Consider the following 23,291-nt stretch of genomic DNA (forward strand, 5'->3'; position numbering starts at 1 on the left):
AAATTAAAAATATGAGTTTTGGAAGTTCAATAGGAGCTATAATTAGCTTGAAAAATAATAAAAGAAAACGTTCTTCTCAATTAGAACGATATGCTAAAAATACAGGATCTGGTTTAAGCAATCTAGATGATTACAAAAAATTACCAAAAGAAGAATTAGATAAGCTAGGCCAAAAAATTAAAGCAGAAAACAACAAAAAGCGGCAAAGAGTAATCGTCCTTACCGCTATAATTATGATTGTTTTGATTTGTATTTTCTGGTATTTTATGTTTTAGAAATAAAGCTTTTTTAAAAATTCTAACGACTAACCGATAAGATCTAAAAGCGTAGCGATCTATGATTTAATCTAATACCTACGATACTTTAATGTTTCCTCAAAAACATGTTCTAAAATTGCTTCATCCTGCTCGGTGAATTCCATTTTACGGCGTTCTAAAACAAGCCTGGCAACTTCAAAAACCTTTTTCGTTTGATAGGTTGTCATTCCAGCGCTTCCACCCCAACTAAAACTTGGGATAAAATTCCGTGGATATCCAGTTCCGAAGATATTACAACTCACACCAACCACAGTACCGGTATTAAACATGGAATTAATGCCACATTTACTATGATCGCCCATCATTAAACCACAAAATTGGAGTCCGGTTTTCGCAAATCCTTCAGTTTCGTAATCCCATAAACGGACTTCAGCATAATTATTTTTAAGGTTTGAGTTATTAGTATCTGCACCCAAATTACACCATTCCCCTAAGACCGAATTTCCTAAATAACCTTCGTGACCTTTATTTGAATTTTGAAATAATACAGAATTATTGATTTCTCCTCCTGCTCTACTTCCAGGGCCAATCGTTGTTGCTCCGTAGATCTTAGCTCCCATTTTTACAATGGCTTCTTCGCCAATAGCTATAGGTCCTCTAAAAAAACAGCCTTCCATCACCAATGCATCTTTACCAATATAAATTGGACCAGAACTGGCGTTTAGTGAACAATTTTCTACTACCGCACCTTCTTCTATAAAAACATTTTCAGCGTTTTTTACATAATTTGAAGAATCTATAGGCTGAGATTCGCGATCTTCTGTAATTAATTGAAAATCAAATTTGATGGCTTTTCCGTTTTTCGAAAATATATCCCAGGTATGCTCTAATTTTAAGACATCACCCTTAATTTCCAATTGTTTATATGCTGAAAAATCGACTTCCTGATCCTCTTCAGTATAAAAAGCAACGATTTCTTCGCCATCAAAAATTGCTTCCTTTTTATTTAAATTTTTAATTTGCTGAATAAATTCCGCAGAAGGAAAATAAGCCGAATTGATCATTATATTTTCCTCAAATTCTACTAAAGGCCATTTTTCACTCAAATAATCTTCAGTAATGGTTGAAGTGGTATAACCTAAAATATATTCCCAACGCTCTCGCATGGTCAAAATACCAAAACGAATATCGGCTACAGGTCTTGTAAAGGTAAATGGAAGCAACTGGTTTCTCACCGAACCATCAAAAAGTATATAATTCATTTCCGCACAAAATTTTTATAAAGTTAAAGCGAAATGCGAAAGATTAAAGAAATTGAAGTTAAAATCAATTTAAAATAGCTATTTCTAGACTAGTTTTTTGCCTTAAGATGTCAAACTAAAATTATTAGAAACAAAAAAGGCTGCAAAAAATGCAGCCTTAATATATTTTTCAAATTCGAGAAAATTATTTCTTCTTGAATTTTGCGTATTTGTTTTTGAATTTATCAATTCTACCAGCACTATCCACAAGTTTAGTCTGCCCAGTATAATAAGGATGAGAAGTTCTAGAAATTTCCAATTTGATTAATGGATATTCAGCACCTTCTACCTCGATAGTTTCTTTTGTCTTTGCGGTAGATTTTGTAATGAATACATCATCGTTAGACATATCTTTAAATGCTACCAATCTATAATTTTCTGGATGGATTCCTTGTTTCATCGCTTTGATCTTTTATTTTTCAGGGTGCAAATTTAACCAATTTGTTTATAAATCCAATTATAATTTAAATTATTTTTTATTTAACAGCTTTGTAACGAATTACTATATTTGCTTACTAACCGATAAACAACAAAATTAATCAAAAAATGGAAAACACTACTTCAGTTAAATCGGTTGCCGCTCCGTTCGGAATTTATTTAGGAATTGTACTCTCACTAATTACTGTTTTAGCTTATGCATTTAATTTAGAACTTTTTACGAGTTGGTACCTTGGTGTTTTTAATTTCATAATTATCATTGTATTCTTAGTAATTTCAGAAATTAAAACAAGAAAAGCTGTTGCTAATCCTGCATTTTCTTTTAAAGATGCATTTATTGCCGCCTTTATACCAGTTGCAATAGGTTTATTAATAAGTACATTAGTATCTATAATTATCTTTAACTTTGTAGATCCTGAAGCAGCCCAGACAGTTGTCGAATTAACTGCTGAAATGACTAAAAACATGATGGAAGGATTTGGTCTTCCGGAAGCTGAAATAGCAAAAGCTGTGGCAGAAATTATGAACAGCAATCAATTTACAATTCTCAATCAACTTAAAACGTATATATTTCAATTAGCATTTTGGGCAGTAATAGGTCTTATTCTGGCTTTAATTTTCAGAAAAAAAGATCCTCAGGCTTATTAGAAAATAAAATTAAATGCAGATTTCCGTAGTAATACCTCTTCTTAACGAAGAGCAATCTTTAGCAGAATTATATAATTGGATCGCAAAAGTAATGCGATCCAATTCCTTTTCTTATGAGATCATTTTTATTGACGATGGCAGTACCGATGGTTCCTGGAAGACCATTGCTGCCATTGCTGAAAATGACAAAGCGGTTAAAGGCATAAAATTTAATCGCAATTATGGCAAATCTCAGGCTTTGCACGCCGGATTTTTAAAAGCCGAAGGTGATGTGATAATCACCATGGATGCCGATCTTCAGGACAATCCAGACGAAATTCCCGAGTTATACTCAAAAATAACTAAAGATGGGTACGAGCTCGTTTCCGGCTGGAAAAAGAAACGATACGACTCGGTTTTGGCTAAAAATTTGCCTTCAAAATTATTTAATGCGGCTGCAAGAAAAACTTCAGGATTAAAATTACACGATTTTAATTGTGGTTTAAAAGCATACAAAAAAGATGTAATAAAAAATATAGATGTGTATGGAGAGATGCATCGCTATATCCCTGTTTTAGCTAAAAACGCCGGATTTTATAGAATAACTGAAAAAGAAGTAAAACACCAGGCAAGAAAATATGGCAAAACTAAATTTGGCCCAGAACGCTTTATTTTTGGTTTCTTGGACTTATTAACCATTTGGTTTTTATCTAAATTTGGTCGTAGACCCATGCATTTATTCGGTTCGCTGGGAGTTTTGATGTTTATCATAGGATTTTTTACGGCTGGATTTGTAGGATTCTCCAAACTATACAAAATGTATCATGGCGTGCCTAATACCCTTGTCGCCTTAAATCCTTGGTTCTACATTGCACTTACCGTGATGATTATAGGTTCGCAATTATTTCTTGCGGGCTTTGTAGGAGAACTCATCTTAAGAAGCAAGCGCGACAAAGAACGTTATCTTATTACTAAAACTACCGAGAATTATTAAGTTTGAATACAGAATATATTATTTTTGAAATCTATTTTGTGTGAACTACTAAAACTAAAACCAAAATTATGTCACAAGTAAAACCTGAAATTTTAGCGAAAGCCCAAACCTGGCTTACCGATGTATTTGATGAAGATACCAAAAAAGAAATCAATGAACTTATAGAAAACAACCCTTCTGAGTTAGAAGATAGTTTTTATAAAAATGCAGCTTTTGGTACAGGAGGGATGCGCGGAGTGATGGGCGTTGGTACTAATAGAATCAATAAATATACATTAGGAAAAAACACACAAGGGCTTTCTAATTATCTTAAAAGAGAATTTTCAGGCGAGGCACTAAAAGTGGCAATTGCTTACGATTGTAGAAACAATAGTAAAGAACTGGCACAGGTTGTTGCCGATGTCTTTTCTGCAAATGATATTGAAGTTTTTTTATTTTCAGATTTGCGCCCTACACCAGAATTATCTTTTGCTGTTAAGCATTTAGATTGCCACTGCGGAATTGTTTTAACCGCTAGCCATAACCCGCCAGAATATAATGGCTATAAGGTTTACTGGCAAGATGGTGGCCAATTGGTTCCGCCTCAAGATAAAGATTTAGTTGAAGAAATTAATGGTTTGGAGTACGAAGCGATTAGCTTTGATGCTAAAAGCGATTTGATTCATAAAATCGATAAAGATGTAGATGAAGCCTTTATTGAAGCTTCCGTAGCTAATGGAAGTTTTAATACTTCTGCTGAAGCTAAAGCAGATCTTGGTGTTGTTTTTACTTCTTTACACGGTACTTCGATTACCATGGTTCCGCCGGTATTAGAAAAAGCTGGTTTTACTAATGTTACTATAGTTGAAGAGCAAAGAGAACCAGACGGGAATTTTCCTACGGTAAAATCACCGAATCCAGAGGAGCCGGAAGCTTTAAAAATGGCTTTGGATATTGCTGAAGAAAAAGGAGCTGATATCGTGATAGGAACAGATCCAGATTGCGACAGACTTGGAATTGCAGTTAGAAATAACGAAAATAAACTAGAGCTTTTAAACGGAAACCAAACCATGTTAGTGATGTCCTGGTTCCTATTAGAGCAATGGAAGAAAGCAGATAAAATGGATGGTAATGAGTTTATTGCCTCTACCATCGTTTCGACACCAATGCTTAAGAATTTATCTGAAGCTTACGGCGTAGAATATAAAGAAGTGTTAACCGGCTTTAAATGGATCGCAAAACTTATTAAAGATCATCCAGAATTAGATTTTATTGGCGGTGGCGAAGAAAGCTTTGGTTATATGGTTGGAGATTTTGTACGTGATAAAGATGCAGTAACCTCTACCCTACTTGCTTGCGAAATTTCAGCATTTCTAAAAGCTCAGGGAAGCTCGTTCTACAAAAAGCTATTAGAACTTTATACTACTTACGGTTTGTATAAAGAAGAATTAATTTCTTTGGTTAAAAAAGGAATATCAGGTGAGCAGGAAATCAAACAAATGCTTATCGACCTAAGAGAAAAACCTTGGGAAACTATTGATGGAGAAAAAGTGGTTTTAGTTGAGGATTATCAATCTTCTATTGCGAAAAACCAAAACGACCATACCGAAAGTGAAATCAGTATACCAAAATCTAATGTACTTATTTATTACACTGAGAACGGAACTAAAATTGCGGCACGACCAAGTGGAACTGAGCCTAAAATTAAATTCTATTTCAGCGTAAATACTTCTTTAGATAGCGTGAGTGATTTTGAAGAAAAGAATCAGGAATTAAAAGATAAGATCAGCCGAATTAAAGCTGAATTACAACTGGGGTAAGACCTTTGAAATTTTATGAGTTATTTAAAAAAAGTTCTTCAGTTTGCGAAACCATATAAGCGTTACGCAATTCTGAATATTATTAGTAATGTTTTTTATGCACTATTTAGCACCTTATCATTTTTGGCATTTATACCGATGCTGCAAGTGCTATTTCAAGTAAATGATCCCGTAACTGAAAAACCAATTTGGGATGGCAATTGGGGAACATTAAAAGATTTTGCTGAAACGTATGCGAACTTTTTTTTAAACCAAAGGATAGAACAATATGGGCAGATTTCTGCCCTTATTACTATCTGTATTTTGATAATTATTCTATTTTTTATCAAAAACCTATTTAATTATATGGCGATGTACTTTATCGCCTCATTAAGAAACGGAATGTTACGTGATATACGTAATCGCATTTACGATAAGATTACAGAACTTCCTATTTCTTTTTTTTCTGAAAAACGTAAAGGAGATACTATCTCTAGAATTACGAGCGATGTACAGGAAATTCAGTCTTCTTTTCTTAGTATGTTAGAAATGTTTGTAAAAGAGCCCCTAACATTGCTCTTTACATTAATAGGAATGCTAATTATTAGTTGGGAACTCACACTTTTTGTGCTTATTTTCTTACCTATTTCTGGATTAATTATTTCTTCTATTGGGAAAAAGCTCAAAGCAAAGTCAACCAGCGCTCAACAAGAAAATGCGCATTTTTTATCGATTGTTGAAGAAACACTTTCCAGCCTAAAAATTATAAAAGGTTTTAATGCTGAAGGAAAGTTTAAATTGAAATTTCACGAAAGTACCAATAGATTAAATAATATTCTAAATGCACTTCTTCACCGCCAAAATTTAGCTTCACCTATGAGTGAATTTCTGGGAGTTATGGTGATCACGGTTGTGCTTTGGTTTGGTGGTAAAATGGTTTTGATCGATCAAACTATGGATGCTGCAACTTTTATTGGTTTTCTGGTTTTAACCTATAATATCCTTACTCCTGCAAAAGCAATTTCTAAAGCAACTTATAGCGTACAAAAAGGAAACGCCAGTGCAGAGCGTATTTTGGAGATTATAGAAACTGAAACTAACTTAAAAGATGCGCCAAATGCGATCAAAAAAGAAAGTTTTGATTCTAGAATAGAAGTAAACAATATCAATTTTAAGTACGAAAAAGAACTTGTTTTAAAGAATTTCAGCATGAGTGTTCCCAAAGGACACACTATTGCTCTTGTTGGACAATCTGGGAGTGGGAAATCCACTATCGCTAATTTAATTACTCGTTTCTATGATGTTAATGAAGGTAACATTAAAGTGGATGGTTATGATATTCGTGAAATCTCGAAACATTCACTAAGAAATTTAATGGGACTGGTAACTCAGGATTCTATTTTATTTAACGATACCATCCGTAACAATGTAGCTTTGGGAAAAGACAATGCTACAGAAGAGGAAATTATCAGCGCACTAAAAATAGCAAATGCCTGGGAGTTTATTTCAAAAATGCCACAAGGCCTGGATACCAATATTGGAGATTCTGGTAATAAATTAAGTGGCGGGCAAAAACAAAGGCTTTCTATAGCGAGAGCAGTGCTTAAAAATCCGCCGATTATGATTTTAGATGAAGCTACTTCTGCTTTAGATACCCAAAGTGAAAAACTAGTTCAGCAGGCTTTAGAAAATATGATGCGTAATAGAACTTCCGTAGTTATTGCTCATCGCTTAAGCACTATTCAAAATGCCGATAATATTATTGTAATGCAGCGCGGTCAAATCGTAGAACAAGGAAAACACGAAGAATTATTGGCTAAGAAAGGAACCTATCAAAAACTGGTCGAAATGCAATCTTTTGCGTAGAAAACTTTAAATTAAAATTTCCTTTCCCTTTATCTTCGATTAATCATCAAGATTTTAATTTTTCAGAGCAAAAATCAATTAGAATCTAGCAGTCTAAGTAAAATTATAATGCAATAATTAGCCAGCTTTAAAGTTTTCTATATTTTAGCTAAATCATCTTAAAGGGATTGTAAACTAAATTTTTTCCCTTGGAAAAAGCCGAAGATTTACTTATACATCAATTAAAAGATAAAAAAACTTCTCAGGAAGCTTTTAGGAAACTTGTATCTCAATATAAGGAGCGTTTGTATTGGCATATTAGAAATATGGTTAAAGATCATGATGATTCTCATGATGTACTTCAGAATACCTTCATAAAAGTTTTCAGAAATATCGATCAATTTAAAGGAGATAGTAAATTATTTTCCTGGATGTACCGAATTGCCACAAACGAATCGATTACATTCTTAAATAAAAAAGCGAAACTTCAACAAATTTCTTCAGACGAGCTTCAGGATGCTATAATTAATAATCTTGAAAGCGATGTTTATTTTGAAGGAACCGCGATTCAGCTAAAACTTCAAAAAGCTATAGCTAGTTTACCCAAAAAACAGCAACAGGTCTTTACGATGAAATATTTTGAAGAATTGAAGTATAGGGAAATGGCAGAAATTTTGGAAACCAGTGAAGGTGCTCTTAAAGCTTCTTATCATATTGCTGTAAAAAAAATTGAAGAATTTTTAAAAACAAATTAAACCTTTTTGATTTTTAAAAGTCAAATAATCAAATGAAGGAAGAGAAAATACCATATCGTGGCGCCTCTGGCTTTAAAGTGCCTTCTGGATATTTTGAAAATCTAGAGGAGCAGCTATTTGATACGGTCTTAAATGAAGGAAAGCAGATACAAGAAATAGAATTACCGGTAGAGACAGGATTTAAAGTTCCTGAAGCTTACTTTGATGGTCTTGAAGATCGTTTGGTTGAAAAAATCGAACCGAAACAACCAAAATTAATTAAAGTAAATTTTAGAAAAACACTTTATTATGCCGCTGCTATCGCCGCTATTTTTGTTGTTTTATACACCACGTTTTTTAAATTAGGAAACGAGCAATCTGCTAGTTGGGATGATGTAGAACTTTCGGCTATCGAAGATTATATTGATGATGGATACGTTGATTTATCGGATACTGAATTTTCTAATATGATCTTTGAAGATGGGTACATTGTAGAAGAATCAGATTTTGCTGCAATGAATAGCGATGCTGTATTTCAATACATTGATGAAAATGTTGAAGATCCCTCTTATATTTTAGAATAATTGCTATGAGAAAGATTGCATTAATACTCTTATTGATCTTAGGCTTTGCAACAGCACAAGCACAGGATGATAACGAGAAAGAACGAATTAAATCTTTAAAAACTGCTTTTATAACTCAGGAATTAAATTTTAGTAATAAAACAGCGCAAAAATTTTGGCCTATCTACGATAAATATGATGAGAAACGTAGAGCATTATTTCGAAGGGAACATCGAGATATAGAGAATGTAGATTGTATGGCTGAAGATAAAGCGCAGGAGGTTATTGATGAATTAATTGAAATTGAAAAGCAAGATTACGAACTTAAGAAAAAGTATTATCAGGATTTAAAGTCTATTCTTTCTGCACAAGAAATCGTAAAGCTTCATCAGCTTGAAGAAGATTTCCATAGAAAATTGATAAAAGAATATCGCGCCCGTAAAGAAAAAGAGCGAAAAAATAACGAAGAATAAAAGTTTTTATAATTTAGTTTTTTGGTTAGTTAGTAGTAAGAATTCCGGTTAACATTCATTTGTTCTCCGGAATTCTTTTTTTAGTCAGTTAAACAATTATTATTGAAAATAAATTTTCGCAATTCGTTTAGATCCAGCCGCAAAAGCAGTCGAATCGTTTAAAAACCGAATAGTATAAAAACCTTCATCGCTTAACTTTTTCCAGGTTTCTCCCGCATCTTTAGAATAAGAAATTCCTGTAAAACCAGTTGCTACAATTTCTTTTCCGTTTCTATTTGGCACATAGCGCACACTACTTTTATAATTTGGTTCTTCACCGTCAGCAATAAGATTCCATGTTTTCCCGCCGTCTTTTGTGATGGCTTTGTTTCCGGTGTTTCCATCTGGATCTTCGTAATTTCCGCCAATGATTATTCCGTTTTTAGTATCATAAAAATCCATGCTATAACCGCCCAAAGTTGGTTTTCCTTGTTTAAGCGGAGTATCTGCAACTTCCCATGTTTTTCCATTGTCGGCAGAGTGGAAAACTCGTGATTTCATTCCGCCACTTAAGATCCAAACATGATCGCCTTCTATTGCAATATTAGAGTTACTAGCTGCAAATGCCGCTTCGCCTTCAGCCGCTTTTGGAAGTTTCTCACATTCAATTTTTTCCCAGGAATTACCACCATCTCTAGTTACAATGACAGACAGGCAATCTTCAGTGGGATCGCCCATGGCCATTCCTTCCTTATCATTCCAAAAAGCAATGGCATCATAAAACACTTTTTCGTTCTCTTCTTTATAAACTAACTTCATCTTACCGTCATCACCGGTTTTATAAAGCAGCGCCGGATTAGCAACACTCAGCATAAAAAAATCTGTACTTGTACTGGCTACTGCTCTAAATTCTGGCATTAAAGAATCATATTTTTGCTGAGATAACTTCCAGTTACCTGTGGCAGAATTATATAGACCGTAAGTCCCATTATTTGCTGCAAAAGCCAGATTATTCCCAATAACTTCGATTGCCCTTATACTTAAAGAATCATTTTCTAAAATAGGCTCGATTTTTAAACTCTCAAAAGTATCATGAGCACTTATTTCTTTTTTTTCGTTTAAACTTTTTTCAGTTGATTTAGTATCATTTTTACAGGCAGCGAAAGCTAATAAAGCCATCATCCAGACTTTCTTCATTTGGTTGGTTTTTGGTGGATTTCCTCCAAATATAAATGTTTCGGCAATAAAAAAGATTACCTTTGTGCCCTTAAATTTTAGCAATGCGTTTACATAGAAATTTAGTTTTTGCAACTATAGATGCCCTAAAAGAAATTTTTAACGAAGGCCAATATGCCGATAAGGTGATCGAAAAGACTCTAAAACGAGATAAGCGTTGGGGAGCCAGAGATCGTAGTTTTATTGCTGAAACGACTTACGATATCGTAAGATGGAAACGCCTGTATGCTGAAATTGCTGAAGTTAAAGAACCTTTTTCCAGAGAAAATCTATTTAGACTATTCGCGGTTTGGGCCACTTTAAAAGGAATTACCTTACCCGATTGGAAACAAATCGAAGACACACCAACACGCCGTATTAAGGGACGTTTCGATGCGCTTAGTAAAATTAGAAAATTTAGAGAATCGATTCCAGATTGGTTAGACGAGCTTGGTGTTGCTGAACTTGGTGAAGAAACCTGGGAAAAAGAAATTGGTGCGCTAAATAAACAGGCGCCAGTTATTATTAGAGCCAACAAACTAAAAACAGATGCAACTGCACTAAAGAAAAAACTTAGTGAAGAAGGTTTCGAAACCATAAATCTTAAAGATTATCCAGACGCATTGCAATTGGTAGAACGCGCTAATATTTTTAAAACCGAAAGTTTTCAAAAAGGTTTATTCGAAGTTCAAGATGCGTCTTCACAACTTGTAGCCGATTTTCTTGGCGTGCAACCTGGCGATCGTGTGGTAGATACTTGTGCTGGTGCTGGTGGAAAATCATTACATCTGGCTGCTTTAATGGAAAATAAAGGTCAGGTTATTGCTTTAGATATCTACGGAAACAAATTAAAAGAACTAAAACGTCGTGCTAAACGTGCCGGTGCCCATAATATTGAAACCCGTGCGATCGATACGAATAAAGTGATCAAAAAACTTCATGGGAAAGCCGATAAAGTTTTGATCGATGCACCTTGTAGCGGTCTTGGTGTCTTGAGCCGTAATCCAGATGCCAAATGGAAATTGGAACCCGAGTTTTTAGACCGTATTCGTAAAACGCAACAGGAAATTATTCGCCAATACTCCAAAATCGTTAAAAATGGTGGTAGAATGGTTTATGCAACCTGTTCGGTTTTACCTTCAGAAAATCAAATGCAGGTAAAAGACTTTTTAGCTTCAGAAGAAGGAAAAGATTTCAAATTGATTGAAGATCAAAAAATCCTTTCTTCAGAAACTGGTTATGATGGTTTTTATATGGCGCTGCTGGAAAAAAGTGAGTAAATAAAATTGATTTCCAAAATATTTCAAAATCGCCTGAAGTTGCTATTAGCATCTTTCAGGCTTTTTTTATTTCTCTAATTCTTATAATTTCAACAAAATAAAAATGGCTAACGAACAGGTTTTCAGTTGCGATTTTTAACAATAAAAACTGGTAACAATTTCTTAAAATTGGAATCAAAACTTCTTCAGTACTTTTGCGCCCCCAATCCCTCTGGGAGATTGAAACGATTATAAACCGAAACTCAAATCCAAAAGAATGATTTCAAAATTTAATTACTTTTTACTTTGCTTATTTTTAATGTCTTTTACTGCCTGCAGTGAAGACGATGATTTTATTACGCAAGAACCAGATCAAGAGACAGAATTACCTTCTAATCCTGATGAAGAATCTAATGAAGATGAAATTCTAAATCTTGATTTTACAATTTCTGAGAACTTAGCTGATTATTACAGTGAAGTTTCTTTTGACGTAACTGTAGAAGAATTAAAGGAAGAATTAGTAAATCTTACTTCAGACAAGCATACCAATTTTTTAGAGTACTGGCAACGTCACGACTATTTATACAATGCTACAGAAGACCCAAACAACCCTGATAATGTTATCCTAGTATACTCTGGTGAAAGCAGACCTAAAAATCAGTATCAATCGGGAAACAACGATAATTCGACGCAAACTTTCAATACCGAGCATATTTATCCTAGATCTAAAATAACTGTAGAAACCGGTGAATCTGATCTTCACAACTTCTACCCTGCGGATATCGGCATTAATTCTAGTAGAGGAAACTATCCTTTTGCTGAAGGTGATGGATCTTACTCTTCTATGGGTACTAGTTGGTATCCTGGAGACGATTGGAGAGGTGATATCGCAAGAATAGTAATGTATATGAATATTCGTTACGCTCAAACTTTCGAAAAAGTTGGAAATTTAGATCTATTTTTAGAATGGAATGCTGCCGATCCTGTTTCAGAATTAGAAGTACAGAAAAATAATGCAATTGAAGAAGCGCAAGGAAACCGTAATCCATTTATAGACAATCCATATTTAGCAACAGTTATTTGGGGAGGTGATGAAGCTGTAAATACATGGACTACCAACTATAGCGGACCTATCTCTGAAGAATACACCGATAATTCTGACGATTCTGAAGACAGTGAAAATGATGATGAAGAGGAAGATGACAATACAGGTGGCGATAACGAAGGAAGCGAAAATGCAATCTTGATGTTTTCTGAATATGTTGAAGGTGGCGGAAACAATAAAGCCATCGAAATCTTAAATATGTCTGAGGAAACTGCCGATCTTACTGCTTTTAGTATTAAAAAGCAAGTAAACGGAAACGGGGAATGGAGTAACGAACTGCAACTATCAGGTTCTCTTTCGCCAGGCGAAGTATTTGTCATAATTAATGCCCAATCTGATCTACAACAATTATTAGATGAAGCTGACATTACCCAAAATGGTGCTCCTATGGATTTTAATGGAGATGATCCTGTTGGCTTATTTAATAACGGAACATTAATCGATATGATTGGTGTATCAGGTGATGTTGATTTTGGTAAAGATGTTACTTTAAGAAGAAAGTCTACAGTAGATGGACCCGCTACAACTTATGATGAAGACGAATGGGAAACATTCGACAAAAACAATGTAGAAAATATCGGAACTTACTAAAATGTTCTCTGAAACTTAAAAAAGCTCCTTAAGGAGCTTTTTTAAGTTTAAAGAATAAATATTCTGAAATTAAAGAAAATCAATTTTAGCTTTCTGATAATAAGTTTCAATATTCAGTTTAAAAAAGTAAATTTGCGCTTTCAACAACAACACAAAACTTCTTTAGGATGATCCTATTCTTCGGAACTCAAACCAACAAGGTTTATGCCGTGCAAATGCACTCTCAGCCAACAGCTGAAGATATTTCTAAATTAAACTGGCTCTTTGGAGGCGCGCAAAAATATAACGAATCTGCTTTGGCAGATTTTTTTGTTGGTCCACGTGCCGCAATGATCACTCCCTGGAGCACCAATGCGGTAGAGATCACCCAAAATATGGGCATCGATGGAATTATTAGAATCGAAGAGTTCTATAAAATTGATGAAAATTTTAACGATTTTGATCCTATGCTCTCTCAAAAATATGCTGAATTAAATCAGGATATTTTTAAAATTGACATTCAGCCGGAAGCCATTCAGGAAATCGAAGATATTGAAGCTTATAACCAACAGGAAGGTTTAGCTTTAAATACCGAAGAAGTAGCTTATTTACAAGGCTTAGCTACTAAATTAGGTCGAAAATTAACAGATTCTGAAGTGTTCGGATTTTCTCAGGTAAATTCTGAACATTGTCGCCATAAAATCTTCAACGGAACTTTCGTGATCGATGGTGAAGAAAAACCTTCATCACTATTTAAGCTGATTCGAAAAACTTCCGAAGAAAATCCAAACGAAATTGTTTCAGCTTATAAAGATAACGTCGCCTTTGTAAAAGGTCCAAACGTGGAGCAATTTGCACCAAAATCTGCCGATAAGCCGGATTTCTATCAAAATACAAATTACGATTCTGTAATCTCACTAAAAGCGGAAACACATAATTTCCCAACCACGGTAGAACCTTTTAACGGTGCTGCGACTGGAAGTGGTGGTGAAATCCGTGATCGTCTAGCCGGTGGTAAAGGCTCACTCCCTTTGGCAGGAACCTCAGTTTACATGACTTCGTATTCGAGATTAGAAGAGAATCGACCTTGGGAAAAAGCCATGAACGAGCGTAAATGGTTGTACCAAACGCCAATGGATATCTTAATTAAAGCCTCTAACGGAGCTTCAGATTTTGGTAATAAATTTGGACAACCCTTAATTGTTGGTTCTGTTTTAACTTTTGAGCATGAAGAACACGGCCGTAAATTAGGTTACGATAAAGTAATTATGCAAGCTGGTGGTGTTGGGTATGGCAAAGCAAGCCAAGCGCAAAAAGATATTCCACAAAAAGGGGATAAAATCGTTATTCTTGGTGGTGAAAATTATAGAATCGGGATGGGTGGCGCTGCCGTTTCTTCTGCTGATACCGGAGAATTTAGTAGCGGAATTGAATTAAATGCCATCCAACGTTCTAACCCAGAAATGCAAAAACGTGCTGCCAATGCAGTACGTGGTATGGTTGAAGCGGAAGAAAACCCGATTGTTTCTATTCACGATCATGGTGCCGGTGGTCACTTAAACTGCTTAAGTGAATTGGTAGAAGATACCGGCGGAGATATCGACTTAGATAAACTACCGGTGGGAGACCCTACGCTTTCTGCAAAAGAAATTATTGGTAACGAATCTCAAGAACGTATGGGATTGGTTATCGGAGAAAAAAATATTGAAGCCCTAAAACGTGTTGCCGATAGAGAACGTTCACCCATGTACAATGTTGGTGATGTTACCGGTTCACATCGCTTTACTTTCGAAGGAAAACAAAGCGGTAATAAACCTATGGATTTGGATCTTTCAGATATGTTTGGAAGTTCACCAAAAACCATAATGACTGATAAAACGGTTTCCAGACAATATGAAAAACTAGTATATTCCGCAGATAATATTCAGGAATATGTAAAACAGGTTTTACAATTAGAAGCGGTAGCTTGTAAAGATTGGTTAACCAACAAAGTTGACCGTTGTGTTTCCGGACGTGTAGCCAAGCAGCAAACTGCGGGGCCACTACAATTGCCTCTTAACAATGTTGGGGTGATGGCGTTAGATTATAAAGGGAAAGATGGCGTTGCTACTTCTATTGGCCACTCTCCTATCTCGGCTTTGGTAGATCCGGTTGCAGGTTCAAAAAACTCAATTGCTGAAGCCCTTACAAACATTGTTTGGGCGCCACTAGAAAAAGGTTTAAAATCTGTTTCGCTATCTGCAAACTGGATGTGGCCTTGTAATAATGAAGGTGAAGATGCTCGTTTGTACGAAGCGGTACAAGGGGTATCTGATATTGCTATTAGTTTGGGGATTAACATCCCTACGGGCAAAGATTCGCTTTCAATGAAGCAAAAATATAAAGATGGCGATGTACTTTCTCCGGGAACAGTAATTATTTCGGCTGCAGGACATTGCGATGATCTTACTAAAATTGTAGAACCGGTTTTCAAGAAAAACGCAGGTTCAATTTATTATATCAATCTATCGCAAGATTCGTTAAAATTAGGCGGTTCTTCTTTTGCGCAGATTCTTAATAAAATTGGTGATGAAGTTCCTACGATTAAAGATGATAAAAAATTCGCTGATGCTTTTTATAACCTTCAGGGATTAATTAAAAATGATATGATCGCTGCCGGCCACGATGTGGCTTCAGGCGGATTAATCACTACGCTTTTAGAAATGTGTTTCGCCGATCAAAATCTGGGGGCAAACATTGATCTTTCAGCATTAGGAGAAAGCGATCTTGTAAAACTGTTATTCAACGAAAACAGTTCGGTTGTTTTTCAGGCGAATGATGATGCTGCGGAAAAAGTTTTAGCCGATAACGGAATTGAATTCTTTAAGATTGGTGAAGTTTCTGAAAGCAGTAAACTGATTATAAAAAACACTTCGGAAACATTGAATTTCGATGTTGCTGAATTACGTGATGTTTGGTATAAAACTTCATTTTTATTAGACCAAAAGCAGAGCGGAAAAGAAAAAGCGGCAGAACGTTTTGAGAACTATAAAAATCAGCCACTTTCTTATAAATTCCCAGCGAACTTTACCGGAAAACTTCCTGAAATCGATCCGAATAAGCCTAAAATTAAGGCAGCCATTATTCGTGAAAAAGGATCAAACTCTGAACGAGAAATGGCGCGTGCCATGCACCTTGCCGGTTTCGATGTAAAGGATGTACACATGACCGATTTAATTAGCGGTCGTGAAACTTTAGAAGATATTCAGTTTATCGCAGCGGTTGGAGGTTTCTCCAATTCCGATGTTTTAGGAAGTGCTAAAGGTTGGGCAGGTGCTTTCCTTTACAACGAAAAAGCCAAAACAGCTTTAGACAATTTCTTCAAAAGAGACGATACATTATCGCTTGGTGTTTGTAATGGTTGCCAGTTATTTATTGAGTTAGGATTGATCAATCCGACTCATCAAGAAAAACCAAAAATGTTGCATAACGATTCGCATAAATTCGAATGTAATTTTACTTCCGTAGAAATTGCTGAAAACAATTCGGTTATGCTTAGCAGTCTTGCAGGTAGTAAATTAGGAATCTGGGCAGCTCACGGTGAAGGTAAATTTAGTTTCCCGTATGAAGAATCTAAATATAATATCGTTGGAAAATATGGTTTTGAAGGCTATCCTGCCAATCCAAACGGATCTGACTTTAATACCGCGATGCTAACCGACGACTCTGGTCGACACCTAGTGATGATGCCGCATTTAGAACGTTCTACATTTTCTTGGAACTGGGCATATTACCCTGAAGATAGAAAAAACGATCAAGTAACGCCGTGGCTTAGCGCATTTGAGAATGCTAAAAAATGGTTAGAAAATAAATAATCTTAGGATTATTACTAAATAAAAAAGCCGCTGAAAATTCAGCGGCTTTTTTAATAATTTGACTTAATATTATTCTGAATCTTTCTGAAATGCCGGGAATTCACTAAATACAAGATTTACCATTTCTTCCTGAGCTTCTAAATCGGCTTGATCGACAAGGTTTTTCTTTGTTGTGCCTTTCCAAACTGTTTCTTTGGTTTTACGATCTACTAAATCGATAATTACAGCACCAGCTTCATATTCATAAGAATCGGTATCATATCCGGTAATTCTTCCGAAGTTACCATAACCACCATAATAATAATTACCGTAAGCCGGGTTTACTCTACCTACGCCATCAGTATAAGGATAAGAGGCATAATCTTTTTGAAGTGCAGGATTTTGTTGCGCTGTAGGTTCTATCGCTTTTTTAGAACTTATAAGTACCAAAAGATCCGGACTGTCTGAATCTAACGTGTAACCAGCCCTCTTCATGTTTTCATTAATAGTTTCAACCACTATTTTACTCACATCTTGCTCGTCCGTATTCGTATTTAAATTTGCATTGGGTAAAAAGGCAAAGCTTTTATAATTCTTGAGGCTATTTTTATCCGGATTTACAGTTTTTACCTGAGATCCACAGGCATAACAAAAGATAGCAATTAAAATTGGAATAAAAATGTTTTTATTTTTCATAAAATTTTTACGTGAAACTAAACATCCAATAACGTAAAAGAAAATTTTGAATTGATTTTAAAATCATTTTAACTGATTGCGCTAAAATTGAGATAAAAAATGTAAAAGTTTAAATCTTTTTATAATGGAAGTTAATCTTCAAGCTTTTCAGATCAAAATAATTATATCGTGCCGCACTAGTCAAACCGCCATTAAGAGAAAACAAAATAAAAACTTTATAAAATTCTAATAATTTTTCTATTCTTTTTGTTATATTCAGTCCAAAAACTGCTGTATTTTGCTATTTTGCAATATACTGATAATGAAAAAGTAGATGAATACTATAAAACGTCTTTTTGATTTCCCTTATTTTCAGCAAAAAAATTATCCGCTGCAAACTGCTTTAGCTACAAAGTACAATGGTGAATGGAAGAAAATTTCTACTAACGAATATATCGATGAAGCTAATAAAGTAAGCCGCGCTTTGCTAAGAATGGGCATTAAACCCAACGATAAAATTGCGATTATTTCTTCTACAAATCGTAATGAATGGAATATTACAGATATCGGAATTTTACAAATAGGTGCTCAAAATGTACCTATCTATCCAACGATTTCCCAACAGGAATATGAATATGTTTTAAATCATAGTGAAGCAATATATTGTTTTGTATCTGATAAAGAGGTATTAAGCAAAATCAATGCAATAAAAGCTAATACTCAGCTTAAAGAAGTATATAGTTTTGATGAAATTGAAGATTGCAAAAATTGGAAAGAAGTCCTGAAGTTAGGAGAAGACACAGGTAATCAAAAAGAGGTTCAGGAGCGTATGGATGCGATCAAAACGACAGATCTCGCTACGTTGATTTATACTTCTGGAACTACGGGGAAACCCAAAGGCGTTATGCTTTCTCACGAAAATATAGTGAGTAATGTCTTGGGAAGTGCTCCAAGGGTTCCATTTGATTTTGGAACATATACTGCGCTTAGTTTTCTACCAGTTTGCCATGTTTTTGAAAGAATGATCTTGTATCTATATCAATATTATGCGGTATCGATCTATTTTGCTGAATCGATCGATATGCTGAGTGAAAACCTGAAAGAAGTTAAACCTAATGTGATTACAGCTGTGCCGCGCTTACTTGAAAAGGTTTACGACAAGATTGTTGCCAAAGGATCTTCTGCCGGTGGTATAAAAACAGCTTTATTCAATTGGGCCTTAGCATTAGGACATCAATATGAACCTTACGGTGCAAATGGATCATGGTATGAGTTCAAATTGAATTTAGCCAGAAAAATCGTATTTTCTAAATGGAAAGAAGGTTTAGGCGGAAATATTGAATTAATTGTCTCTGGTAGTGCTGCATTACAACCTCGACTCGCCAGAGTCTTCGCTGCTGCAGGAATTCCTGTTATGGAAGGATACGGACTTACTGAAACTTCACCGGTTATTGCAGTAAACGATCAAAGAGATCATAACTTTAAAATTGGAACCGTTGGAAAACCAATAAAGAATTCAGAAGTAAAAATTGCAGAAGACGGAGAAATTCTCACCAAGGGTCCAAGTGTTATGATGGGCTATTATAAAGATGAAGAAAAAACGAATCAGGCATTAACTTCAGATCGCTTTTTCCACACAGGAGATATCGGAGAAATCGACGATGACGGTTTTCTTAAAATTACCGACCGTAAAAAAGAAATGTTCAAAACTTCTGGCGGCAAATATGTAGCTCCGCAGATATTGGAAAACACCATGAAACAATCACAGTTTATAGACCAAATTATGGTTGTAGGTGAAGGAGAGAAAATGCCGGCTGCTTTGATTCAGCCAAACTTCGACTTTTTAAAAGAATGGGCTTCAAGAAAGAATATCGATTTAGGCGAAGGTTCTCTATCAGAGATTACAGAGAATAAAATGGTGAATGATCGTATAGAGCAAGAAATCGATTTTTATAATAAAAATTTTGGTAGCTGGGAGCAGGTTAAAAAATTTAAATTAACTCCAGAAATATGGAGTGTGGAAGAGGGCCTTTTAACCCCTACTATGAAAGTGAAAAGGAAAAATGTAATAGAAAAGTATCGTCATTTATACGATCAAATTTACGACAGATAAAAAATTGATTATTTTATTATCACAGAAAACTCTCCTTATAAGGAGAGTTTTTTATTTATTCTATATTTTGAAAAAGATATAATGAAGAATTAACAATTTTCACATTTACTTATTATGCATGCATAATATATTTTATTATCTTTGATTGGCTTAGAACAATTTATGAAAGAAAAAACAATAGATTATGTGTTGAGAGCAACCTGGATGGCTGTTTCTAAAATGTATAATGAAGAAGCAGGTAAAGCAGGTAGCACAATGGCTACAGGTTTCGCACTTCTTAGCATAGATCCCGAAAAAGGAACACCCTCTACATCCCTCGGACCAAAAATGGGAATGGAAGCTACCAGTTTAAGCAGGATGCTCAAAACTATGGAAACTAAAGGATTGATCGAGCGCAGAAAAAACCCTAACGATGGTAGAAGCGTATTAATTTATCTAACCAAATTTGGATTAGAAATGAGAGATTTCTCTAAAGGAGTGGTTCTAAGGTTTGATGAAGCTGTAAAAGAAAACGTTAGCGAACAGGATCTAAAAACCTTTACAGAAGTAGCAAATACTATTACTGATCTTATAGCAAACAAAAAAATATATAATCAAGAGATTGAATTAAAGAATAAATAACCAGACTTCAATATTCTAAATATGAAGTTTTCTAAAACCAGAACTTATACTATGAACAGAAAAATCAATAAAGTTGCTGTCATTGGTTCAGGAATTATGGGTAGCGGTATTGCCTGCCATTTCGCCAATATTGGCGTCGAGGTATTATTGCTCGATATTGTTCCTAGAGAACTCAATGAAAAGGAACAGAAAAAGGGACTTGCCTTAGAAGATAAAGAAGTGCGCAATCGTATTGTTAACGACTCGTTACAAAATTCTTTAAAATCGAAGCCCTCTCCTATTTACCATAAAGATTTTGCCAATCGCATAACCACCGGAAACTTAGAAGATGATATCGCTAAAGTTTCTGAAGTCGATTGGATCATCGAAGTGGTGGTAGAACGATTAGATATTAAAAAACAGGTTTTTGAAAAACTTGAAAAACATAGAACTCCGGGAACTTTAATCACTTCCAATACTTCCGGGATTCCTATTAAATTTATGAACGAAGGAAGAAGTGAAGATTTCCAGAAGCATTTCTGCGGAACACACTTTTTCAATCCGCCACGTTATTTACGTTTATTCGAAATTATCCCGGGACCCGATACTTCCAAAGAGGTGTTAGATTTCTTGAATCACTACGGAAAAAAATTCCTCGGTAAAAAATCAGTGATCGCTAAAGACACTCCGGCATTTATCGGAAACCGCGTTGGTATTTTCAGCATTATGAGTTTATTCCATATGATAAAAGATATGGATATGACCATTGAAGAAGTCGATAAATTAACCGGACCGGTAATTGGTCGACAAAAATCAGCTACCTTCCGTACCGTCGATGTGGTTGGTTTAGATACCTTGGTTCACGTCGCTAACGGTCTTTACGAAAACGTTCCCGAAGATGAAGCGCACGATCTTTTTGCGCTACCCGATTTTATCCAAACCATGATGGATAACAAATGGCTGGGAAGCAAAACGGGGCAAGGTTTTTATAAAAAAGAAAAGAAAAAAGATGGATCCAGCGAAATCAAATCGCTTGATCTAAATAAGATGGAATTTCGCGATCGAAAAAGCGCGAAATTTAATGTTTTAGAGCAAACCAAAACCATCGATAAACTTAGCGATCGCTATAAAGTTTTAATTAAAGATGAAGGAAAAGCAGGAAAGTTTTACCGCAAAAACTTCTCCGCATTATTTGCTTACGCTTCTAACAGAATCCCGGAAATTACTGATGAACTTTACAAGATCGATGATGCGATGCAAGCCGGTTTTGGATGGGAGCACGGCCCATTTCAGGTTTGGGACTCCATTGGTGTAGAAAAAGGAATCGAAATGATGAAAGCTGAAGGTTACAAGCCTGCAGCTTGGGTGACCCAAATGGTTGATACCGGCATTACTTCATTTTATTCCGTAAAAGAAGGAAACACCTATTATTATGAAATTCCGAAGAAAGAACACGTAAAAGTTCCGGGGCAAGATTCCTATATCATCTTAGATAATATTCGCGAATCTAAGGCTGTATTTAAAAATAGCGGTGTAGTCGTTGAAGATTTAGGTGATGGCATTCTTAACTTAGAATTCCGCAGTAAAATGAATTCGATTGGCGGTGATGTCTTAGACGGAATCAATAAAGCGATTGATTTAGCTGAAAAAGAATACCGCGGACTCGTAGTGTCTAACGACGGAAAAAATTTCTCGGTAGGTGCCAATATTGGGATGATTTTTATGATGGCGGTTGAACAGGAATATGACGAGCTGAATATGGCGATCAAATACTTCCAAGATACGATGATGCGTATGCGCTACTCCTCCATTCCAACCGTTGCTGCGCCGCATAATATGGCGTTAGGTGGTGGTTGCGAACTTTCGCTTCACGCCGATAAAGTGGTGGCTCACGCCGAAAGCTATATTGGTTTAGTGGAATTTGGTGTTGGGGTAATTCCCGGCGGTGGCGGTTCTAAAGAAATGACCTTAAGAGCTGCTGATACCTACCAGAAAGATGATGTAGAGTTGAACCGATTACGTGAGAATTTCTTGACGATTGGGATGGCAAAAGTATCTACTTCGGCCTATGAAGCTTACGATACTAATATTCTTCAAAAAGGAAAAGATATTGTAGTAGTGAATCGTGATAATCTATTAACAATCGCTAAGCAGCACGCAATGCTAATGGCTGATAATGGATATACACAGCCTATCAAACGAAACGATATAAAAGTTTTAGGAAAACAAGCATTAGGAGCTTTTTATGTAGGAACCGACCAAATGAATGCCGGAAAATACATTAGCGACCACGATAAGAAAATCGCCAATAAGTTAGCCTACGTAATGGCTGGTGGAGACCTATCTGAAGCTTCTTACGTTAGTGAACAATACTTATTAGACTTGGAACGTGAAGCTTTCTTAAGCCTTTGCGGAGAACGTAAAACTTTAGAACGCCTTCAGCATATGTTGCAGAAGGGGAAACCACTAAGGAATTAATATTTGGTAATTAAAGACTCTAGAGAATAGATACTAGACAGCTAGACCAGTTCAATATGGCTCGACATAATTTTCAGAAATTAAAAGTTTGGCAAGACGGAATTTATCTTGTTAGCGAAAATTACAGGTTAACAAGGACATTCCCAGATTTTGAAAAATTCAATCTTGTTAGTCAGATGAATAGATGCGCCGTATCGATTCCATCGAATATAGCTGAAGGATCTAGTAAAAGTTCAGATAAACATTTTAAGCAATTTTTAGAAACGAGTTTAGGCTCTGCTTATGAGTGGGAAACGCAATTGATTGTTGCATATAATGAAAGTTATCTTGATGAAAATTCTTTTCAAGACCTAGAAGATAAAATTCATCAATTACAAAAAATGTTAGGAAAACTAATTGATAATCTTAAATAGAAAAGTCTAGACTCTAGTCTCTAGCTTCTAAATTCTAAAAT

Annotated in this window: 19 protein-coding genes; 15 read left to right on the plus strand and 4 right to left on the minus strand. The window is 35.3% G+C overall.

The genetic code is table 11. The features are described 5' to 3' along the window. Positions 1-11 precede the first annotated feature (11 nt). Complete coding sequence (locus PBT89_RS09515) at positions 12-275, plus strand: hypothetical protein (protein WP_270061690.1); 264 nt, start codon at positions 12-14, stop codon at positions 273-275. Positions 276-346: 71 nt separating this feature from the next. Here the strand turns inward: PBT89_RS09515 and PBT89_RS09520 are convergent, their stop codons facing one another. Both PBT89_RS09520 and PBT89_RS09525 read right to left on the minus strand, forming a co-directional pair. Continuing rightward, complete coding sequence (locus tag PBT89_RS09520) at positions 347-1,519, minus strand: GlmU family protein (RefSeq protein ID WP_270061691.1); 1,173 nt, start codon at positions 1,517-1,519, stop codon at positions 347-349. A gap of 184 nt (positions 1,520-1,703) precedes the next feature. After that, positions 1,704-1,958, minus strand: a complete 255-nt coding sequence (locus PBT89_RS09525; protein WP_270061205.1) for a type B 50S ribosomal protein L31 — start codon at positions 1,956-1,958, stop codon at positions 1,704-1,706. Positions 1,959-2,104: 146 nt separating this feature from the next. Between PBT89_RS09525 and PBT89_RS09530 the strand changes: the two genes are divergently transcribed. The 7 genes from PBT89_RS09530 (at position 2,105) to PBT89_RS09560 (ending at position 9,010) form a co-directional block, all read left to right on the plus strand. Then, a complete protein-coding gene (locus PBT89_RS09530; RefSeq protein ID WP_270061692.1) occupies positions 2,105-2,644 on the plus strand; it encodes a DUF4199 domain-containing protein in 540 nt (179 codons plus the stop codon). Positions 2,645-2,657: 13 nt separating this feature from the next. Further along, on the plus strand, positions 2,658-3,617 hold the full coding sequence (locus tag PBT89_RS09535; RefSeq protein ID WP_270061693.1) for a glycosyltransferase family 2 protein: 960 nt from the start codon (positions 2,658-2,660) through the stop codon (positions 3,615-3,617). Between the two features lie 68 nt (positions 3,618-3,685). Continuing rightward, positions 3,686-5,416, plus strand: coding sequence for a phospho-sugar mutase (locus PBT89_RS09540; RefSeq protein WP_270061694.1), 1,731 nt, complete (start codon positions 3,686-3,688; stop codon positions 5,414-5,416). A 15-nt stretch (positions 5,417-5,431) separates the two neighbouring features. Next, positions 5,432-7,261, plus strand: a complete 1,830-nt coding sequence (locus PBT89_RS09545; RefSeq protein ID WP_270061695.1) for an ABC transporter ATP-binding protein — start codon at positions 5,432-5,434, stop codon at positions 7,259-7,261. 188 nt (positions 7,262-7,449) lie between these two features. Then, positions 7,450-7,995, plus strand: a complete 546-nt coding sequence (locus PBT89_RS09550; RefSeq protein ID WP_270061696.1) for an RNA polymerase sigma factor — start codon at positions 7,450-7,452, stop codon at positions 7,993-7,995. A 32-nt stretch (positions 7,996-8,027) separates the two neighbouring features. After that, positions 8,028-8,558, plus strand: a complete 531-nt coding sequence (locus PBT89_RS09555; RefSeq protein ID WP_270061697.1) for a hypothetical protein — start codon at positions 8,028-8,030, stop codon at positions 8,556-8,558. A gap of 5 nt (positions 8,559-8,563) precedes the next feature. Beyond that, positions 8,564-9,010: a hypothetical protein gene (locus PBT89_RS09560; RefSeq protein WP_270061198.1), complete on the plus strand. Its 447-nt coding sequence runs from the start codon at positions 8,564-8,566 to the stop codon at positions 9,008-9,010. Positions 9,011-9,109: 99 nt separating this feature from the next. On the opposite strand, the gene PBT89_RS09565 is transcribed toward PBT89_RS09560, so the two are convergent. Continuing rightward, on the minus strand, positions 9,110-10,186 hold the full coding sequence (locus tag PBT89_RS09565) for a WD40/YVTN/BNR-like repeat-containing protein (RefSeq protein ID WP_270061698.1): 1,077 nt from the start codon (positions 10,184-10,186) through the stop codon (positions 9,110-9,112). Positions 10,187-10,269: 83 nt separating this feature from the next. Here PBT89_RS09565 and PBT89_RS09570 point away from each other — a divergent pair, with 83 nt between their 5' ends. From PBT89_RS09570 to purL, 3 genes are all read left to right on the plus strand, one after another. After that, positions 10,270-11,484, plus strand: a complete 1,215-nt coding sequence (locus PBT89_RS09570; RefSeq protein WP_270061699.1) for an RsmB/NOP family class I SAM-dependent RNA methyltransferase — start codon at positions 10,270-10,272, stop codon at positions 11,482-11,484. A gap of 256 nt (positions 11,485-11,740) precedes the next feature. Further along, the gene (locus PBT89_RS09575; protein WP_270061700.1) at positions 11,741-13,159 is read left to right on the plus strand and encodes an endonuclease; all 1,419 of its coding nucleotides are present in this window, start codon (positions 11,741-11,743) and stop codon (positions 13,157-13,159) included. Positions 13,160-13,326: 167 nt separating this feature from the next. Continuing rightward, entirely contained in the window at positions 13,327-16,992 is a 3,666-nt protein-coding gene (gene purL / locus PBT89_RS09580; RefSeq protein ID WP_270061701.1) for a phosphoribosylformylglycinamidine synthase, read from the plus strand. Positions 16,993-17,061: 69 nt separating this feature from the next. Here purL and PBT89_RS09585 read toward each other — a convergent pair whose 3' ends face one another. Then, on the minus strand, positions 17,062-17,667 hold the full coding sequence (locus tag PBT89_RS09585) for a DUF4136 domain-containing protein (protein WP_270061702.1): 606 nt from the start codon (positions 17,665-17,667) through the stop codon (positions 17,062-17,064). 313 nt (positions 17,668-17,980) lie between these two features. Here PBT89_RS09585 and PBT89_RS09590 point away from each other — a divergent pair, with 313 nt between their 5' ends. From PBT89_RS09590 to PBT89_RS09605, 4 genes are all read left to right on the plus strand, one after another. Next, a complete protein-coding gene (locus PBT89_RS09590; RefSeq protein ID WP_270061703.1) occupies positions 17,981-19,759 on the plus strand; it encodes an AMP-dependent synthetase/ligase in 1,779 nt (592 codons plus the stop codon). Positions 19,760-19,921: 162 nt separating this feature from the next. Next, a complete protein-coding gene (locus tag PBT89_RS09595) occupies positions 19,922-20,380 on the plus strand; it encodes a MarR family winged helix-turn-helix transcriptional regulator (RefSeq protein ID WP_270061704.1) in 459 nt (152 codons plus the stop codon). A 51-nt stretch (positions 20,381-20,431) separates the two neighbouring features. Further along, a complete protein-coding gene (locus PBT89_RS09600; RefSeq protein WP_270061705.1) occupies positions 20,432-22,837 on the plus strand; it encodes a 3-hydroxyacyl-CoA dehydrogenase/enoyl-CoA hydratase family protein in 2,406 nt (801 codons plus the stop codon). Positions 22,838-22,893: 56 nt separating this feature from the next. After that, on the plus strand, positions 22,894-23,250 hold the full coding sequence (locus tag PBT89_RS09605; protein ID WP_270061706.1) for a four helix bundle protein: 357 nt from the start codon (positions 22,894-22,896) through the stop codon (positions 23,248-23,250). Positions 23,251-23,291: the final 41 nt, after the last annotated feature.

Source organism: Zunongwangia sp. HRR-M8 (genome assembly GCF_027594405.1).
Lineage (GTDB): Bacteria > Bacteroidota > Bacteroidia > Flavobacteriales > Flavobacteriaceae > Zunongwangia.